The organism is Arenimonas malthae CC-JY-1, from assembly GCF_000747075.1.
Taxonomy (GTDB): Bacteria; Pseudomonadota; Gammaproteobacteria; order Xanthomonadales; family Xanthomonadaceae; genus Arenimonas; species Arenimonas malthae.
Window position 1 is genome coordinate 1 of record NZ_AVCH01000198.1, and the last position, 16,990, is coordinate 16,990.

General features: G+C 70.8%; 16 protein-coding genes and 1 pseudogene. 11 read left to right on the plus strand and 6 right to left on the minus strand.

The window, feature by feature from the left end:
• The 5 genes and pseudogenes from N790_RS16530 to N790_RS13260 form a co-directional block, all read left to right on the plus strand.
• Window positions 1-335 (plus strand): annotated as a pseudogene (locus N790_RS16530) (nucleoside-diphosphate sugar epimerase); the annotation flags it as partial.
• 206 nt (window positions 336-541) lie between these two features.
• Window positions 542-2,569 (plus strand): DUF1302 domain-containing protein, encoded by a 2,028-nt coding sequence (locus tag N790_RS13245; RefSeq protein ID WP_043804944.1) that lies wholly within the window; start codon window positions 542-544, stop codon window positions 2,567-2,569.
• A 19-nt stretch (window positions 2,570-2,588) separates the two neighbouring features.
• Entirely contained in the window at window positions 2,589-3,953 is a 1,365-nt protein-coding gene (locus N790_RS13250) for a DUF1329 domain-containing protein (protein ID WP_043804946.1), read from the plus strand.
• Between the two features lie 90 nt (window positions 3,954-4,043).
• Window positions 4,044-5,270 (plus strand): WD40/YVTN/BNR-like repeat-containing protein, encoded by a 1,227-nt coding sequence (locus N790_RS13255; protein ID WP_052385953.1) that lies wholly within the window; start codon window positions 4,044-4,046, stop codon window positions 5,268-5,270.
• A gap of 10 nt (window positions 5,271-5,280) precedes the next feature.
• Window positions 5,281-7,776 carry an efflux RND transporter permease subunit gene (locus tag N790_RS13260; protein ID WP_052385954.1) on the plus strand — a complete coding sequence of 832 codons (2,496 nt, stop codon included), beginning with the start codon at window positions 5,281-5,283 and terminating at the stop codon, window positions 7,774-7,776.
• A 67-nt stretch (window positions 7,777-7,843) separates the two neighbouring features.
• On the opposite strand, the gene N790_RS13265 is transcribed toward N790_RS13260, so the two are convergent.
• On the minus strand, window positions 7,844-8,731 hold the full coding sequence (locus N790_RS13265) for a DMT family transporter (RefSeq protein WP_052385955.1): 888 nt from the start codon (window positions 8,729-8,731) through the stop codon (window positions 7,844-7,846).
• 145 nt (window positions 8,732-8,876) lie between these two features.
• Here N790_RS13265 and N790_RS13270 point away from each other — a divergent pair, with 145 nt between their 5' ends.
• Window positions 8,877-9,377, plus strand: coding sequence for a hypothetical protein (locus N790_RS13270; protein ID WP_156970091.1), 501 nt, complete (start codon window positions 8,877-8,879; stop codon window positions 9,375-9,377).
• 60 nt (window positions 9,378-9,437) lie between these two features.
• Here the strand turns inward: N790_RS13270 and N790_RS13275 are convergent, their stop codons facing one another.
• A complete protein-coding gene (locus N790_RS13275; protein ID WP_052385958.1) occupies window positions 9,438-9,941 on the minus strand; it encodes an Mpo1 family 2-hydroxy fatty acid dioxygenase in 504 nt (167 codons plus the stop codon).
• 61 nt (window positions 9,942-10,002) lie between these two features.
• The gene (locus tag N790_RS13280) at window positions 10,003-10,899 is read right to left on the minus strand and encodes a phosphoribosylaminoimidazolesuccinocarboxamide synthase (protein WP_043804948.1); all 897 of its coding nucleotides are present in this window, start codon (window positions 10,897-10,899) and stop codon (window positions 10,003-10,005) included.
• 83 nt (window positions 10,900-10,982) lie between these two features.
• On the opposite strand from N790_RS13280, the gene N790_RS13285 reads away from it, so the two are divergent.
• The 3 genes from N790_RS13285 to rpe are packed head-to-tail and all read left to right on the plus strand — an operon-like array spanning window position 10,983 to window position 12,353.
• Window positions 10,983-11,345, plus strand: a complete 363-nt coding sequence (locus N790_RS13285) for a c-type cytochrome (RefSeq protein WP_156970092.1) — start codon at window positions 10,983-10,985, stop codon at window positions 11,343-11,345.
• Window positions 11,342-11,671 carry a J domain-containing protein gene (locus N790_RS13290; protein WP_043804950.1) on the plus strand — a complete coding sequence of 110 codons (330 nt, stop codon included), beginning with the start codon at window positions 11,342-11,344 and terminating at the stop codon, window positions 11,669-11,671. Before N790_RS13285 ends, N790_RS13290 begins: the two co-directional genes overlap by 4 nt.
• Before the next feature lie 7 nt (window positions 11,672-11,678).
• The gene (gene rpe, locus N790_RS13295) at window positions 11,679-12,353 is read left to right on the plus strand and encodes a ribulose-phosphate 3-epimerase (RefSeq protein ID WP_043804952.1); all 675 of its coding nucleotides are present in this window, start codon (window positions 11,679-11,681) and stop codon (window positions 12,351-12,353) included.
• A 9-nt stretch (window positions 12,354-12,362) separates the two neighbouring features.
• Here the strand turns inward: rpe and N790_RS13300 are convergent, their stop codons facing one another.
• The 3 genes from N790_RS13300 to N790_RS13310 form a co-directional block, all read right to left on the minus strand.
• Window positions 12,363-13,034: a class GN sortase gene (locus N790_RS13300; RefSeq protein ID WP_211252002.1), complete on the minus strand. Its 672-nt coding sequence runs from the start codon at window positions 13,032-13,034 to the stop codon at window positions 12,363-12,365.
• The gene (locus N790_RS13305) at window positions 13,031-13,213 is read right to left on the minus strand and encodes a hypothetical protein (protein ID WP_043804954.1); all 183 of its coding nucleotides are present in this window, start codon (window positions 13,211-13,213) and stop codon (window positions 13,031-13,033) included. Before N790_RS13305 ends, N790_RS13300 begins: the two co-directional genes overlap by 4 nt.
• A gap of 94 nt (window positions 13,214-13,307) precedes the next feature.
• Entirely contained in the window at window positions 13,308-15,323 is a 2,016-nt protein-coding gene (locus N790_RS13310; protein ID WP_052385957.1) for a marine proteobacterial sortase target protein, read from the minus strand.
• 142 nt (window positions 15,324-15,465) lie between these two features.
• On the opposite strand from N790_RS13310, the gene pdsR reads away from it, so the two are divergent.
• Window positions 15,466-16,155, plus strand: coding sequence for a proteobacterial dedicated sortase system response regulator (gene pdsR / locus N790_RS13315; RefSeq protein WP_043804957.1), 690 nt, complete (start codon window positions 15,466-15,468; stop codon window positions 16,153-16,155).
• A gap of 6 nt (window positions 16,156-16,161) precedes the next feature.
• Window positions 16,162-16,990 (plus strand): DOMON domain-containing protein (locus N790_RS13320; protein WP_043804960.1); only part of this gene is annotated, 829 nt, incomplete at its 3' end.

Sequence of the window (16,990 nt, forward strand, 5' to 3'; positions counted from 1 at the left end):
ACGCCGTGCTGCGCGCACTGCGTTCGCCCGCGCCCGTGCCCGGCCGTTTCGACCTGCCCGGCGGCGAGGCGCTGCCCTTCGAGGAAATGGCGCGGCGCTGCCTGGCGGTGGCGGCCCCGGGGAGCCGGCTGCTGACCCTGCCCGGGCCGGTGTTCCGCCTGGCGGTGGCGCTGGCGGGGCGCGCCGGGGCGCCCGGCGAGGGGGTGCTGGCCCGCCTGCGCCAGGACCAGGCCTACGACGCCGGACCGCTGCAAGCCGCGCTGGGCCTGCGTTCCAGGCCTTTCCACCCGGCCGCCTCGGACCTCGCGCGCGCTGCTGCGGCGCAGCAGGACTAGCGTGACGGCCGGCACCATACGCAACAGCATTGCCATTTCCTAACGAACAATTAATATGCCTAGAGGAAATGCTCTAGAGTCTGGGGGGAGCCAGAGAACCATGAGAACAGTTCCATCCGCGCCGGCCTTCGCGCCGTCGTCTTCGCCCGCCGCCCTTGGCGGTGCCCCGAATTCCGCACAGTCGATCTGAACCCGAGGAAGCACCCATGAAGAAATCGAATTCGCAGCACGGGCGGGTCGTCCGTGCCCGCCTGGCCGCCGCCGTCGCGCTTGGCCTGCTGGCCGCCCCGGCCGCGCAGGCCATCGAGTTCAGCCGCGGCGAACTCAGCGGCAGCTTCGACACCACCGTGTCGTACGGCTACGCCTGGCGCGTCGAGGACCAGGACCCGGACCTGATCGGCAAGTCGTGGTTCAACCCGCTGCTGTGCACCCAGAACGTGCCGCTCGGCGCGATCCCGGTCGGCCCGGGCCGTTGCACCAGCACCGGCGGCGTGCCGGGCTCGCCGGCGCAGGCCGCTGCCGAAGGCCGCTTCTCGGCCAACCGCGACGACGGCAACCTCAAGTACGACAAGGGCGACGCCATCTCCAGCGCCTTCAAGCTCACCTCCGAGCTGAGCCTGAACTGGCGCGACTGGGGTGCGTTCATGCGCGCCACGTACTTCTATGACTTCGAGAACGTCGACCGCGACGACCTGACCGAGGAAGCCAAGGACCGCATCGGCGAGCGCTTCCGCATGCTCGACGCGTTCGTGTTCAAGAACTTCGAGCTCGGCGACGAAGGCCAGCTGGGCGGCACCGTTCGCGTCGGCCGCCAGGTCGTGAGCTGGGGCGAGGGCACCTTCATCCAGAACGGCATCAACGTCATCAACCCGGTCGACCTGTCGGCGCTGCGCGTCGCCGGCGCCGAGCTGAAGGAAGCGTTCCTGCCGGTGGACATGCTGTGGGGCTCGATCAACCTGTCGGAGAACGTCGCCCTCGAGGCGATGTACATGCTCGAGTTCGAGGAAATCGAAGTCGACGCCGCCGGCACGTACTTCAGCGCCAACGACTTCGCCACCCCGGGCGGCACCTACGTGATGCTGGGCTTCGGCACCACGCCGCAGCCGGTCTACAACCCGGAGCGCTTCTTCAGCACCTGCTACGCCGGCCCGGCCGGTTACGCCAACTCCGACCGCTTCGCCGACCTGTCGGCCATCTACGGCCCGGCCACCGCCGCCCAGATCGTCGCCATCGGCTGCGGCAACGCGGTGGGCCGCCTGCCCAACCGCAACGCCCGCGACGACGGCCAGTACGGCATGGCGCTGCGCTGGTACGCCGAGAACCTCAACGAAACCGAGTTCGGCTTCTACTTCCTGAACTACCACAGCCGCGTGCCGCTGCTGTCGGGCGTGGCGGTCAGCAACCCGGTCGTGGGCGCCGCCTCGGGCCGCTTCTTCGCCGAGTACCCGGAAGACATCCAGATGTTCGGCGTGAGCTGGAACACCACGCTGCCGGGCGGCGTCGCCTGGCAGGGCGAGGTGAGCCATCGCCCGAACATGCCGCTGCAGGTCGACGACGTCGAGCTGCTGTTCGCCGCGCTCACCCCGCTCAACCCGTTCATCCCGGTGCCGGCGCTGCGCTTCAACAGCCAGCTCGGTTCCTATGCGCTGGGCCAGGAAGTGCGCGGCTGGCGCGAGCATGAAGTCAGCCAGGTGCAGATGACCTTCACCAAGGCCTTCGCGCAGGCTTTCGGCGCCGACCAGATCGCCGTGGTCGCCGAGCTGGGCGGCACCGAGGTCTGGGACCTGCCGCCGCAGTCCGAACTGCGCTACGAGGGCGAGGGCACCGACACCGGCGGTGGCTGCGACGTCGGCGACGTCCTGGCCGCGGGCTTCCCGGGCGCCGGCGCGCTGCAGTTTGGCTGCATGCGCAACCCGCTCACCGGCGAAGGTGGCTTCCCGACCGCGTTCTCGTGGGGCTACCGCCTCGCCGCGCGCGCCGACTACGCCAGCGCCTTCGGCACGCCCCTCACGCTGTCTCCGCGCGTCGCGTTCAACCATGACGTGAGCGGCATCACCCCGGGGCCGGGCGGCAACTTCCTCGAGGGCCGCAAGTCGCTGACGCTGGGCCTGGAAGCGAACTACCTGAACCAGTGGGTGTTCGACCTGAGCTACACGCAGTTCAGCGGCGCCGAGCAGTACAACCAGATCCACGACCGCGATTTCGCGGCGTTCACCGTCAAGTATTCGTTCTGAGGCCACAGGGAGGCAGAGGATGAAGATCAACAGGAAACACGGGCTGGCGTTGCTCGCCGGCGCCGCGGTACTCGCCACCGGCATGGCCCAGGCCAAGGTCAGCGCGCAGGAAGCTGCGAAGCTGGGCCAGAGCCTGACCCCGGTCGGCGGCGAGAAGGCCGGCAATGCCGCCGGCACCATCCCGGCCTGGGAAGGCGGCATCACCCGTCCGCCCGCGGGCTTCCGGGTGGGTACCTTCCACATCGACCCGTTCGCGGCCGACAAGCCGCTGTACTCGGTCACCCGAGCCAACCAGGCGCAGTACGCCAACGTGCTGACCCCGGGCCAGAAGGCGATGTTCGCCAAGTACCCGACCTTCCGCATGGACGTGTACCCGACCCGCCGCAGCGCCTCGTTCCCGCAGCGCACCTACGACTTCACCAAGCGCAACGCGACGTCGTGCGAACTGGTCGCCAACGGCGAAGGCGTGCGCAACTGCGCCGAGGGCATCCCGTTCCCGATCCCGCAGAACGCCTACGAGGTCATCTGGAACCACAAGCTCAAGTACAAGGGCCTGTCGGTGATCAGCTACTCGAACCAGGCGGCCCCGACGGCCAATGGCGCCTTCACGCTGACCAAGGTCCGCGAGGAGCTGCTGGGCCTGTACTACAAGCCGGGCAACACTTCCGAGAACATCAACAACATCCTGCTGTACTTCAAGCAGGAAGTGCTCGGCCCGGCGCGCCTTGCCGGCCAGGTGCTGCTGGTGCACGAGACCCTGAACGCCCAGGCCTCGCCGCGCCAGGCGTGGGTCTACAACCCGGGCCAGCGCCGCGTGCGCCGCGCCCCGAACGTGGCCTACGACAACCCGGGCACCGCCTCGGACGGCCTGCGCACCAATGACATGACCGACATGTTCAACGGCGCGATGGACCGCTTCGACTGGACCCTGGTGGGCAAGCGCGAAATGCTGGTGCCGTACAACTCGTACAAGGCGCACAGCGACAAGACCAAGGTGCGCGACCTGATCCGCCCGGGCCACCTCAACCCGGACCACATGCGCTACGAGCTGCACCGCGTGTGGGTGGTGGAGGCCAAGCTCAAGCAGGGCCAGCGCCACATCAACAGCCGCCGCACCTTCTACGTGGACGAGGACAGCTGGCAGATCCTGCTCATGGACCACTACGATGGCCAGGGCAACCTGTGGCGTTACTCCGACGCGCCGTCGGTGAACTACTACGAGGTGCCGACCTTCTGGTCCACCCTCGAGACCCACCACGACCTCAAGTCGGGCCGCTACATCACCATGCTGCTCGACAACGAGGACAAGCCGCGCGACTTCGGCTACCAGAGCACCCCGGCGAACTACTCGCCGCAGAACCTGCGTACCGCGGGCGTGCGCTGATCCGCTAGTTTTGGAACCACCAGCCGCGCCCGAAAGGGCGCGGCTGCGTTAAGGGGCCCTGCGCGTGCCGGGGCCAGGCAGGAGGACGCAATGCCCAACACCCCCATCCATCGCACGCGCCTCGCCGCAGCCCTGCTGCTGGCGCTGGCGTTGCCCTTCGCCCTGCAGGCGCAGGACGGGTCCACCGACCCGGCCGCCGCCGAAGGCGATACCCCCGAATCCCAGGCCGTGGACGAAGCGTCCCTGGCCGAACCCGCGGCCGTGGACGAGGCGCCGCCGGCGGAAACCGCCGCCGCGCCGGCCGCCACCGACCCGGCCCTGCTGGACGCGGAAATGATGCCGCGCGCCAGCCGTTCGCTGCTGCTCGACGTGGTGCGCACCCAGGCTGGCTATTTCGCCGTCGGCGAACGCGGCCACGTGCTGTCCTCCGAGGACGGGCAGTCCTGGAAGCAGGCGCCGGTGCCCACCCGTTCCACCCTCACTTCCATCGCCACCGCCAACGGCGTGCTCTGGGCCGCCGGCCACGACGGCGTGATCGTGCACTCCACCGATGGCGGCCAGTCCTGGACCCGCCGCCGCGCCGCGCCCTGGACCCCGGACACCATGGATCCCACCGAAGGCGTGCCGGTGATGGACGTGCTGTTCGTCGACGGCATGAACGGCTTCGCCGTCGGCGCCTACAGCCTGATGCTGGCCACCACCGACGGCGGCGTCACCTGGGAGCCGCGCAGCATCATCGACCACGGCGACGATGCTTCCGAAGCAGAGACCGCGCCTGCCGCCGACGCCGGCGAAGGCGACGACTGGACCTTCGATGCTTCCGACCTCGAGCTCGACGCCGAGGCCGACCCGCACCTCAACGCCATCGCCCAGGACGCCGGCGGCGCCCTGGTGATCGCCGGCGAGCGCGGCGCCTTCTTCCGCTCGCGCGACGGCGGCCAGACCTGGGAACGCAAGCGCCTGCCGTACGAAGGCTCGATGTTCGGCATCCTGGCCTGGGACGCGGGCCACCTGCTGGCCTTCGGCCTGCGTGGCAACGTGCTCGAGTCCATGGACCTCGGCGACACCTGGACCCCGGTGGAAACCGGCGTCGGCACCAGCCTGCTGGGCGGCCATGCGCTGCCCAACGGCGGCGCCATCCTGGTGGGCGCCAACGGCGTCGTGCTGACCCGCCCGGGCACCGGCACGCCGTTCGCGGCCACCAGCTTCGAAATGGCCAGCGGCGAAACGCCGAACCTCACCGGCGTCCTGCCGGCCGGCGACGCCGGCTTCATCGTGGTTGGCGACAAGGGCGCCGGCCTGTACCGCCCGCAGTAACGGAGATCCCATGAGCCTGCCCAACAGCCAGCCCGGCCCGTTCGCCCGCCTCGCGGAACACCTGGTGTTCGCGAACCGGCCGCTGATCCTGGTGGTCTTCGCGATCATCACCGTGGCGATGCTTTTCTTCGCCAGCCAGCTCAAGGTGGACGCCGGCTTCAAGAAGCAGGTGCCACTGCAGCACGAGTACATGCAGACCTTCCAGGACTACGAACTCGAGTTCGGCGGCGCCAACCGCGTGCTCGTGGCCGTGGTCGCCAAGGACGGCGACATGCTCGACCAGGCCTTCATGGCCACGCTGGAGAACGTCACCAACGAGGTCATCAACCTCGACGCCACCGACGACGCCCGCGCCCGCTCGCTGTTCACGCCGAACGTGCGCTTCATCGAGGTGGTCGAGGACGGCCTGTCCGGCGGCAACGTCATCCCGCAGACCTTCACCCCGAACGTCGAGGGCTTCGCCTCCACGCCGGAGGACTTCGACCAGATCCGCGGCAACATCATCAAGGCCAACATCGTCGGCCGGCTGGTGGCCAAGGATTTCTCGGGCGCGATGATCTGGGCCGACCTGATCCCGGAAAGCGCCACCAACAAGCTTGATTACCAGCAGGTGGCCGACCAGTTCGAGGCCATCCGGCAGAAGTACGAGGACGAAAACCACAGCGTCCACATCATCGGCTTCGCCAAGATGGTGGGCGACATCAGCGACGGCGCGCGTTCGGTCATCAAGTTCTTCGCGCTCACCATCGCCTTCACCTGGCTGCTGCTGTTCCTGTATTCCACCTCGGCCAAGCTGGCCAGCCTCACCGTGGCCGCGGCCCTGGTGTCGGTGGTGTGGATGCTGGGCGCGCTGCAGCTGATGGGCTTCGGCATCGACCCGATGAACATGCTGACGCCGTTCCTGATCTTCGCGATCGCGGTCAGCCACGGCGAGCAGATGATCAACCGGTTCCGCGGCGAGATCTTCTTCGGCGGCCTGGAGGAGGGCACCGTCGAGGAACTGCGCGCGCGCGCCAAGGACGCGGTGGAGCCGCTCGAGGCCGCCCGCCTGTCCTTCCGCATGCTGCTGGTGCCGGGCACGGTGGCGCTGCTGGCCGGCTGCATCGGCTTCGGCGCGATCATGGTCATCCCCATCGACATGGTGCGCGAGCTGGCCATCACGGCCACCGTGGGCGTGGCCCTGACCATCCTCACCGACCTGGTGCTGCTGCCGGTGCTGCTGAGCTACACCCGGCTGCGCAACCTGGACCGCAAGCGCGAGTTCCGCCTGCGCCAGCTGACCCGCTTCGACCGCATCTGGGCGGCGCTGTCGCGCCTGAGCAAGCCCTCGGCCGCGCTGGCGGTCATCGTGATCGGCACCGTCGTGTGGTTCTTCGCCTGGCAGCATGGCAACAAGGTGATGATCGGCGACGCCCAGAAGGGCGTGGCCGAGCTGCACCCGGACGCCCGCTACAACCAGGACGCGGTGCTGATCAGCGAGAAGTTCGCGCTCGGCGTGGACATCCTCAACGTGATCGCCGAAGCCGGTCCCTCGGCCTGCACCACCTCCTACGCCGCGATGGAGCTGATCGACCGCTTCGCCTGGCACATGGAGAACGTCGAGGGCGTGGAACAGGTGATCACGCTGCCGGCGGCGGCCAAGATCGTCAACGCCGGCTGGAACGACGGCTCGGTCGACTGGCGCGTGCTGCCGCGCGACCCGGACACGCTGCGCCAGGCGACGCAGAGCTTCGAGACCGACTCGGGCCTGCTCAATTCCGACTGCAGCGCCATGCCGATCACCATCTTCACCTCGGACCACCAGGCGACGACGATCGACCGCGTGGTGGCGGCGGTGAAGGACTTCCGCGAGAAGAACAACGCCTTCACCGAGGGCAACCTGCAGGTGCGCCTGGCCGAGCAGGCGGCGCAGGACCCGTCCTTCGCCTCCGACCAGGTGAACCTGCGCCTGGCCACCGGCAACGTGGGCGTCATGGCGGCCACCAACGACACGGTGCGGGCGTCCGAGCACACCATCCTGTACCTGCTGTACGCGGCGGTGTTCCTGATGTGCTGGCTGAGCTTCCGCAACCCGCTGGCCGCGCTGTGCGTGCTGCTGCCGCTGGTGCTGGTGACCGAGCTGGGCCACTCGCTGATGGTCGAGCTCGACATCGGCATGAAGGTCAACACGCTCTGCGTGGTGGCGCTGGGCGTGGGCATCGGCGTGGACTACGGCATCTACATCTTCGCCCGCATGCGAGAGGCGATGCTGCAGGGCCGCACGATCTCGGAGAGCTACTTCATCGCCCTCAAGACCACCGGCATCGCCATCTTCTACACCGCGCTGACGCTGGCGGTGGGCGTGGCGATGTGGATCTTCTCCGACCTGAAGTTCCAGGCCGACATGGGCATCATGCTCACCTTCATGTTCGTGGTGAACATGGTCGCGGCCATCATCTTCCTGCCGGCCCTGTGCCGCTGGCTGCTGCGCCCGCGCGAGAAGGACGACTGGGTGCCCAAGCTCTGACGGACTGCCGTCGTCGCATTGGAAAAGGCGGGCTCCGGCCCGCCTTTTTCCTTTCAGCGCGGAAAGTTCACAGCTCTTCCGCGATGGGCGCCGGGCGCGCCTTGGCCTGGCTGCGCAGGGCGATGAGCAGGATGCCGGCCAGGGTCATGGCGCCGCCGATCCAGAGCTTGGGGCCGGGGCGGTCGCCCCAGAAGGCGATGCCCAGGGCCATGGCGAACACCGGCGTCAGCAGCAGCCAGGGCATCACCCGGGCCACGGCGTGGCGCTGGATCAGCGAGTAGTACAGGCCGTGCCCGATTACCGAGGCCACGATGGCCGCGTAGGCCACGCCGGCCCAGGCCGTGCCGCTGATGCCGCCCAGCGTCGCCAGCGCACCCGGTTCCAGCCACAGGCTCAGCACCAGCAGCGGCCCCACGCCCACCACCGCGATCCAGGCCTGCAGGCCGTAACGCGTCACGCCCGTGAGGCCGCGCATCATCACCGTGGCCAGGGCCAGGAAAAACGCCGAGGCCAGCATCAGGAACAGCGAGGCGGGGTTGTCGAGCACCAGCGGATCGAAGCCCAGCACCAGCACGCCGCCGAAGCTGATGGCGATCGCCGTGCCGGTGCGCCAGGCGAAGCGCTCGCCCAGCAGCGCCCAGGCCAGCAGCACCGCCATGGGGATGTAGCTCTGCATCACGATGGCCGGCGACGACAGGTCGCCCGCCAGCTTCAGCGCCCAGAAGCTCAGGCCGAAGTGCAGCACGCCGGTGCAGGTGGCGATGGCCAGCAGGCGCGGCCATTGCCCGGGCGCGGGGCGGCGCAGGAACACGCCCAGCATGAGCACCAGCAGCGCCAGCCGCAGCGCGGTGAACAGCAGCGGCGGCAGTTCGCGCAGCGCCAGCGCGGAGCCCAGGAAGTTTCCCGCCCAGGCCAGGCAGATCAGCAGGGCGAGCAGGATGTCGCGCGGGGGCATGGGCGGGCCGGCAGGGACGGAGGGCCATTATTGCGCCTCGGGGGTGCGCCGCGCGCGCAAGGCTTGCCCCGGCCCGCCCGCTCGGTCACAGTCCCGGTGCGCATTGCGCACCAAACCAAGACGAATGGGGAGATTCGAGATGGAAATGGCTGCAATTGGCGGAGCCCTGGTGGGCATCCTGGTGATCGCGGTGATCGGCCTGCTGGTGGCGGCGCTGATCCTGAAGCTGTCGGTGCGCATGGTCGAGGGCTTCTCGCCCGGCTATGGCCGCTCGCTGCTGGTGGTGGTGGTCGCCGCCATCATCGGCTTCGTGGTGAACATGGTGGTGTCGGCCGCGATGGGCGTGGGCGGCGCGGCGCTGCCGGCGATGGATGGCAGCGAAGCGGCGGCCGCCGCCGCGGCGTCGATGATGGGCGCCATGATGGGCGCGATGGCGGTCAGCCTGCTGGCCAGCCTGTTCATCACCGCGGCCTGCGTGAACTGGCTCATCAAGCACCCGGACGGCCGGGCGATCGGCTACGGCCGTTCGCTGCTGGTGTCGCTGCTGTACCTGGTGATCGCCACGGTGCTCGGCATCGTCATCGGCATCGTGCTGGGCGTGGTGATCGGCCTGGGCGCGGCGGGCATGGCGGCGTCGATGGGCTGAGGCCCGGCGAAGCGCGTCGACCGGGGCGCGGGGGCCAGGGGCCCTCGCGCCCTTCCTGTTTCAGTGGCTCCAGCCGAGCTTGCGGTAGAGCTTGTCGAGCGTCCACAGCGGCCCGACCAGCAGGTACTTGAGGTCGGTGAAGAAGCTCGGGCGGCGGCCTTCGATCTTGTGGCCGATGAACTGGCCGATCCAGGCCACCACGAACACGCCCAGCGCAATCCAGCCCAGGCCGGCCGGGCCCAGCGCGTCCCACAGCGCGCGGTTGATGAAGCCGAAGGCGACGAAGGCCACCAGCGCGCCCAGCGCCAGCTTGCGCGAGAGTTTCCAGTACCACAGCCAGGCCGCGAACATGGCCAGCGCCATCCAGGCGCCGGGACGCGCCAGCGCCGCGGGCACGGGGATGAGCCAGAAGGCGGCCGTCACCGACCACACGATGGCCGGCACGCAGACCACGTGGATGGCCTGGTTGGTGGCGTTGACGTGGTCGCCGGAATAACTCGACAGCCAGCGGTCGATCGGCCGGCGCGGGTCGGGCGAATCGATCAGGTCGGGCGAGGTCGCCATGGGCATGCTCCGGGCTACGAGGGACGTGCGGCCATCATAGCGCCGGGCCCGCGCCGGGGCGTCAATCCAGGCGGATGTCGGCCAGCCGGTCCAGGGCCTCGGCGTACTTGCCGCGGGTGACTTCGATCACGTCGGCGGGCACGTGCGGGCCGGGGGCGGTTTTGTCCCAGTCCAGGGTCTCGAGGTAGTCGCGCACGAACTGCTTGTCGTAGCTGGGCGGGCTGATGCCCACCTGGTACTGGTCGGCCGGCCAGAAGCGCGAGCTGTCGGGCGTGAGCATCTCGTCCATCACGTGCAGCACGCCGTTGTCGTCCAGGCCGAACTCGAGCTTGGTGTCGGCGATGATGATGCCGCGGCCCAGGGCGTATTCGGCCGCGAACTGGTAGATCTGCAGCGTGGCGGCGCGGATCTGTTCGGCCAGCTCGGCGCCGATGCGCGAAACCATGGCGTCGAAGCTGATGTTCTCGTCGTGGTCGCCCACGGCGGCCTTGCTCGACGGCGTGAAGATGGGCTGCGGCAGCTGTTCGGCCTGGCGCAGGCCGGTGGGCAGGCGGATTTCGCAGACCGCGCCGGTGCGCTGGTAGTCCTTCCAGCCGCTGCCGATCAGGTAGCCGCGGGCGATGGCCTCCACCGGCACCGGGCGCAGGCGCTTGGCGACCACCGAGCGGCGCGCGTACAGGGCCACGTCGGTGCCGGGCGGCAGCACGCCGGCCACGTCCTCGTGGGTGAGGTGGTTGGGCACCAGGTGCGCGGTCTTGTTGAACCAGAAATTGCTGATCTGGCAGAGCATCTCGCCCTTGCCGGGAATCGGGTCGGGCAGCACCACGTCGAAGGCCGAAAGCCGGTCGGTGGCGACCATCAGCAGGCGCTTGCCCGGCAGTTCGTACACGTCGCGGACCTTGCCGCGGTGGAGCAGGTTCAGGCCGGGCAGGTCGGAGGTATGCAGGGTGGTCGGCACGGGCGTCTCGACGGCGTGAAGCTGGGCCGGCCATTGTACGGCCGCCGGGGCCCGCGGGGGCGTCCCGCTGCTAGAATCGAGGCATGTTCCGACCCACCCTGATCCTGGGCCTGGTGCTGGCCCCGCTGGCGGCCTGCGCCGACGGCGACACCCCCGTTCCCACCGCGGCGGCCGCCCCGGCCGCCGGCGCGGTGGCGCGCCCCGCCAAGCTGGGGCTTTGCATGGCCTGCCACGGCGCCGACGGCACCAGCCGCACGCCCGGCACGCCGCACCTGGGCGGCCAGGACCGGCTGTACCTGGAGCGCGCCCTGGGCGACTACCGCAGCGGCAAGCGCCAGCACGTGCCCATGACCAGCCTGGCCAATTCGCTGCAGCCGGCCGACATCGAGGCGCTGGCCGCCTGGTACGCCGCGCAGCCGGGCTTCGCCGCCGGGGCCGCGCCATGAGGTGGTACGGCAAGGTGCTGGGCGCGATCGCCGGCATGGCGCTGATGCGCGGCCACCCGGCGGGCGCGCTGATCGGCCTGCTCATCGGCCACGCCTTCGACGCCGGCTGGTTCCGCCCGAAGCAGTACGACCCGTATGCCGTGCTGGGCCTGTCGGCCGACGCCAGCGAGGCCGAGATCGACCGCGCCTACCGCCGCCTGATCACGCAGTACCACCCGGACCGGCTCAACGGCGCCGCCGAGGACCTGCGCCTGCAGGCCGAGAAGAAGGCCGGCGAAATCAACGCCGCCTACGACCGCATCCAGAAGCTGCGCAGCAAGCGCTGAGGTCCCCATGTCGAACTGCATCATCGCCCCGTCCATCCTGTCCGCGAATTTCGCCAAGCTGGGCGAGGAGGTCGACGCGGTGCTCGCCGCCGGCGCCGACTGGGTGCACTTCGACGTGATGGACAACCACTACGTGCCCAACCTCACCATCGGCCCGCTGGTGTGCGAGGCGCTGCGCAAGCACGGCGTCACCGCGCCGATCGACGTGCACCTGATGGTGAAGCCGGTGGACCGCATCGTGCCCGACTTCGCCAAGGCCGGCGCCAGCCTCATCAGCTTCCACCCGGAGGCCAGCGAACACGTGCACCGCACCGTGCAGCTGATCAGGTCGCAGGGCTGCCAGGCGGGCCTGGTGCTGAACCCGGCGACGCCGGTGGAGGTGCTGGACTACGTGCTGCCCGAACTCGACCTGGTGCTGCTGATGTCGGTGAACCCGGGCTTCGGCGGCCAGGCCTTCATTCCTTCCGCGCTCGACAAGCTCAGGCGCGTGCGCGAACGCATCGACAAGCTCGGCAAGCCCATCCGCCTGGAAATCGACGGCGGCGTGAAGGCCGACAACATCCGCGAAATCGCCGCCGCCGGCGCCGACACCTTCGTGGCAGGCAGCGCCATCTTCAATGCCCCGGACTACGCGGAAGTGATCTCCCGCATGCGCGCCGAAGTCGCGGCGGTGCGTGGCTGAAGGCAGGCGTCAGCCCACCGGCGACGGCACCAGCGTCACGACGTAGCGCAGGGGACCGCGCGGGGCGGTGGCGTCGAAGGGCCAGCAGGTGACGAGCAGGAGCTGGTCGTGCCCGGGCGCGGTGGACAGCCGTTCGGTGCGTGAGTCGGCCACGCGCTGTCCGGTGACCACGTAGTCGCGCAGGCCGCGCGTGGTCTCCAGGCGGACGCGGTCGCCGTCGCGCAGGTGCTGCAGCCAGCGGAAGTGGGTGTCGCGGTGGCCGCTGAGCACCGTGGTGCCGCGTTCGCCCGGGCGCGCGCTCGATTCCGCCCAGCCCGGGCCGAAGGCCAGCGGCCGGCCGCTGTCGCCCGCCAGCACCACCTGCGAAACGCCGAGCCGTGGCTGGTGCAGGCGCGCCACCGCGTGCGTGTCGGCCCAGGGCCAGGGGCGGTGCGTGCCACCGTCGGCCAGCGCCTGCCGCCATGACTCGTGCAGCAGCACCTGCGCCAGCGCCGCCTTCGCCGGCAGCCAGGCCGCGTTGGCGGCCAGGCACAGCGCAACCAGCAGCAGCCCGTTCGCCAGCCACCGCCGCGCGCTGGCGGCGGTGCCGCGCAGGTGGCGAGGTGGTTTCGCCGCCGATGGTGGGGCTTCCTTGCCCCGAGGGTGCATCCTTGATGCGGTGGCGAACACGGGGGATTTCACGGCGCCTCCTGCGCCGTCGGCGGGGAAACCAGGGGGAAGGGCCGGCGGCGCAGCAGCGCGCTCGCGTCGGCCGGCACGAAGTGCCAGTGCATGTGCGCCAGCGCCCGTTCGGTCGAGCGCGCGCCGGGTTCCGGCGCCGGTGGCGGGAAGGTGTCGCGGGGTTCGATGATCAGGACCATGGCGGTGTCTCCGTGGACGTCAAAGGTCGTCGGGGCGGAACAGCAGGAGCAGGGCGAGGCAGAACAGCGAAGCGAGCACGCGGGTGGCCATGGCTCAGCCCCGCGTGCGCAGCAGCAGGGCGCCGCCCAGCGCGAGCGCCAGCGCCAGCATCAGTTCGCGGGTCCAGCCGGTACTGCCCTGGGCGAAGGCCAGGCTGCCGTCGGGCGTGGCGTTGAGCAGGCGCGTGCTGCCCAGGCTTTCTTCCTGCGGCCGCGCCGGCGTGCGGTCCACGGCCACCAGGCTGGTGTAGGTGCTCACCAGGCCGTGCCGCAGCGCCACGTCCACCACCGCCGGACGCAGGCGTTCGAGGTCGCCGCCGCGGCGGATTTCATCTTCGAGCCCGTCGATGCGGGCCCGCGCCCACAGCCGGCCGATGCCCGGGGCCGGCGTGGCGGATTCCGCGCCCAGCGGCACGCGGCGGACCCAGGGCTGCGGCGCCAGGCCGCGCACGGTGGCGACGCCAGCCAGGCGGTCGAGGCGCGCCACCACCTGCAGCGCCTCGCCCTGGTAGAGGTCGGGCACGCGCGCCGGGTAGGCCTCGGCCGGGCCCGGCCAGTCCACCTGGATGTCGCGCATCGCCGGGTGGTCGAGTTTCGCGAGCAGCGCGTCCATCTTCGCCGCCACTTCGTTGACGTCGCGCACCAGCGTCTGGGTGCCGCGGCCGGCTTCGGCGGCCTTGCGCAGGAAGTGGCCGTTGGGCGCGCTGCCGATGCCCACCGGGAACAGGCGCGCATCGCCGCGTGCCGTTTCGATCAGCGCCAGCAGTTCGTCTTCGTTGCCCACGGCCGCGTCGGTGGCCAGCACCACCTGGCGCAGGAAACCCGGCGCCGGTTCGCCGGCGAAGGCCGCGCGCAGCGCCGGCAGCATCTCGGTGCCGCCGTCGGCCTGCAGCGAGCGCACGAAGGCGCGGGCGCGCGCCACGTTGCCCGGCTGCGCCGGCACCGGCGCCTCGAACAGCAGTTCGAAGGTGTCGTCGAAGCGCACCACGTTGAAGCGGTCGCCCGGGCGCAGCCGCGCCAGCGCCTGGTCGGCGGCCTCGATGGCCTGTTGCATGGACGCGCCCGACATCGAGCCGGAGTTGTCGATCACCAGCACCAGTTCGCGCGGCAGCGGCGCCACCGGCAGGGTCGGCGGCACCAGCATCAGCAGGGCGAAGTCCTCGCCGCCGACGCGGTCGGTGAACACGGCGCTGCGCGGCGCCTTGCTGGGCACGGGTTCCCAGCGCAGTTCGAAATCGCGGTCGCCGGCCTCGACGAGGTGGGCCAGCACGACCCGGTAGGTGGGGCCGTCGGCCGACACCGTCACCGCGTGGGTGGGGCTGTCGAGCCGCTGCAGCGGCAGCCCCGGCTCGATCTCGGCGGTCAGCGCCACCGTGGGCGGCAGCGCGGCACTGGCGTCTTCGCCCGTCATCACCGCGGGCAGCGATTCCGGCACGGGTTCCGCGCCGCCCGCGTTCCACGCCGCGAAGGCCGTTTCCGGCGAAGGCGCCGGCAGGTAGCGCGGCGTCAGCGTCAGCGGCAGGTGCAGCGAGAACACGCCGTCCTTGAACGCCACCGGCTGCCAGTAGCGCACCTCGATCTCCACTTCCTCGCCGGGACCGATGTTGGCCACGGCGGTCTGGAACAGGTTGGGGCGGTTCTGCGACACCAGGCTGGCGCGCTGGCCGGCGGCGGCCGCGGCTTCGTACACGGCGCGGGCTTCCTGCTTCTCGCGGATCTCGCCCTCGACCAGGCGCTCGCCCACGCGCAGGGTGAGCGCGCCGACCGCGGCGTTTTCCGGCAGCGGCAGCAGGTAGCGGCCTTCGCGCCACTGGCTGGAATCGTTGCGGTAGGTCTGGCGCACGCTGACTTCGGCCAGCAGGCCGCGCACCTGCATGTCCACGGTGGTGTCCATGGCCAGGGTGGCCACCCATTCGCCGTCGCGTTTGAGCATCAGGCCCTCGGGCTCGCGCGCGGCGGCAGCGAGCGCCGGCGACAGCGCCGCCAGCAGCAGCACCACGCGCAGCAGCGCCGGCGGCGGCAGGCGCAGGAATCGGAACAGGCGGGGCTTGCGGGTTTCGCGGTGGTCCATGGCGGTTCTCCTGGGTGGCAGGGCCATTCCAGGGCATGCGCCGGCGCCGCCCGGGGCGCACCCGGGGCAGGGCGGAGGCGAAATGTGGCAATTCGCGGGCAACACGTTGCCGCCCCCGCGTGGCTGCCCTAGGCTGGCCGCCATGTCCCGCACCGTCGCCATCGTCGAAGACGAACCCGCCATCCGCGCCAACTACGCCGAGGCGCTGCGCCGCCACGGCTACGGCGTGCAGCCGCACGCCAGCCGCGCCGAGGCGCAGGCGGCCTTCGCGCTGAAGCTGCCGGACCTGGTGATCATCGACGTGGGCCTGGGCGACGAGCCCGAGGGCGGCTTCGACCTGTGCCGCGAACTGCGCGCGCGTTCGGCCACGCTGCCCATCCTGTTCCTGACCGCCCGCGATTCCGACTTCGACGTGATCTCGGGCCTGCGCCTGGGCGCCGACGACTACCTGAGCAAGGACACCAGCCTGCCGCAGCTCACGGCGCGCATCCACGCGCTGTTCCGGCGGCTCGATTCGCTGGCGGCCCCGCAGGCGCGCGAGCAGGTGTTCCGGCTGCGCGGGCTCACGCTGGAACTCGAGCGCATGCGCGTCACCTGGGACGGCCGCGACGTGGGCCTCACCGTCACCGAGTTCTGGATGGTGCACGCCATGGTGCGCTACCCCGGCCACGTGAAGACGCGCGAGCAGCTGATGCGCGAAGCCCAGGTGGTGGTGGACGATGCCACCATCACCTCGCACATCAAGCGCATCCGCCGGAAGTTCCAGGCGCTCGACGCCGCCTTCGACGAGATCGACACCGTGCACGGCGCCGGCTACCGCTGGCGGGCCTGAGCGCGCATGTCGCTGCGCACGAAACTGCTGCTGGTGGCGCTGTCCATCCTGGCCCTGCCCTGGGCGGGCTGGCAGTTCGTGCGGCAGATGGAAACGCTGCTGCGCCAGGGCCAGGAACAGGCGCTGCTGGCCTCGGCCGAAGCGCTGGCGCGCGGCATCGCGGTGCGCCCGGCGGGGCTGCCGGCCCGCGGACCGGGCTGGTTCGTGCACCGCCTGGACTACGCGCCGCGGCTCGACGGCGAAGCGGGTGACTGGCAGGGCGCGGCCGAAGCGCCGGTGGCCTTCGGCGGCGCGCGGCCCTGGCTGCGCGCCGCGCTGGCGCAGACCAACGACCGCCTGCACCTGTGGGTGTCGGTGGACGACGCCAGCCCGCAGCGCGGCGAGGCGCACTGGCCCGCCGACCTCGAGTTCGACCGCCTGCAGCTGCGCCTGGTCGGCCCCGCCGGCGACCTGCGCCTGCGCCTGGCCAACAGCGGTTCCGGCGCGCTGCGGGTGGCGGGCGACGACGGACTGCCGCCCTCCATCCGCGTCGAGGGCGTCTGGCGTGAACGCGAGGGCGGCTACGACGTGGAGCTGGCGCTGCCGCAGGCTTTCGCCGTGCGTTCGATCGGCCTCGAGGCCCGCGACCTGGATGCCAGCGGCAAACGCCGCATCGCCGGCACCGTGGCAGCCGACGGCACGCTGCAGGCGCTGCGGACCCATGGCTACGTCGGCGCGCTCGAACCCGTGCTGGCCGCGCTGGCGCCGGCCGGCATGCGCGTGCGCGTGACCGACCGCGAGGCCTGGGTGCTGGCCCGCGCCGGCGCCGTGCGCGCCGACGCCAGCGAGGACGACC

Excerpts from the sequence above, each read along its gene's own strand:
- N790_RS13245 (WP_043804944.1), top strand. The coding sequence starts at position 542 with ATGAAGAAATCGAATTCGCAGCACGGGCGGGTCGTCCGTGCCCGCCTG.
- N790_RS13250 (WP_043804946.1), top strand. The coding sequence starts at position 2,589 with ATGAAGATCAACAGGAAACACGGGCTGGCGTTGCTCGCCGGCGCCGCG.
- N790_RS13255 (WP_052385953.1), top strand. The coding sequence starts at position 4,044 with ATGCCCAACACCCCCATCCATCGCACGCGCCTCGCCGCAGCCCTGCTG.
- N790_RS13260 (WP_052385954.1), top strand. The coding sequence starts at position 5,281 with ATGAGCCTGCCCAACAGCCAGCCCGGCCCGTTCGCCCGCCTCGCGGAA.
- N790_RS13265 (WP_052385955.1), bottom strand. The coding sequence starts at position 8,731 with ATGCCCCCGCGCGACATCCTGCTCGCCCTGCTGATCTGCCTGGCCTGG.
- N790_RS13270 (WP_156970091.1), top strand. The coding sequence starts at position 8,877 with ATGGCTGCAATTGGCGGAGCCCTGGTGGGCATCCTGGTGATCGCGGTG.
- N790_RS13275 (WP_052385958.1), bottom strand. The coding sequence starts at position 9,941 with ATGGCGACCTCGCCCGACCTGATCGATTCGCCCGACCCGCGCCGGCCG.
- N790_RS13285 (WP_156970092.1), top strand. The coding sequence starts at position 10,983 with ATGTTCCGACCCACCCTGATCCTGGGCCTGGTGCTGGCCCCGCTGGCG.
- N790_RS13290 (WP_043804950.1), top strand. The coding sequence starts at position 11,342 with ATGAGGTGGTACGGCAAGGTGCTGGGCGCGATCGCCGGCATGGCGCTG.
- rpe (WP_043804952.1), top strand. The coding sequence starts at position 11,679 with ATGTCGAACTGCATCATCGCCCCGTCCATCCTGTCCGCGAATTTCGCC.
- N790_RS13305 (WP_043804954.1), bottom strand. The coding sequence starts at position 13,213 with ATGGTCCTGATCATCGAACCCCGCGACACCTTCCCGCCACCGGCGCCG.
- N790_RS13310 (WP_052385957.1), bottom strand. The coding sequence starts at position 15,323 with ATGGACCACCGCGAAACCCGCAAGCCCCGCCTGTTCCGATTCCTGCGC.
- pdsR (WP_043804957.1), top strand. The coding sequence starts at position 15,466 with ATGTCCCGCACCGTCGCCATCGTCGAAGACGAACCCGCCATCCGCGCC.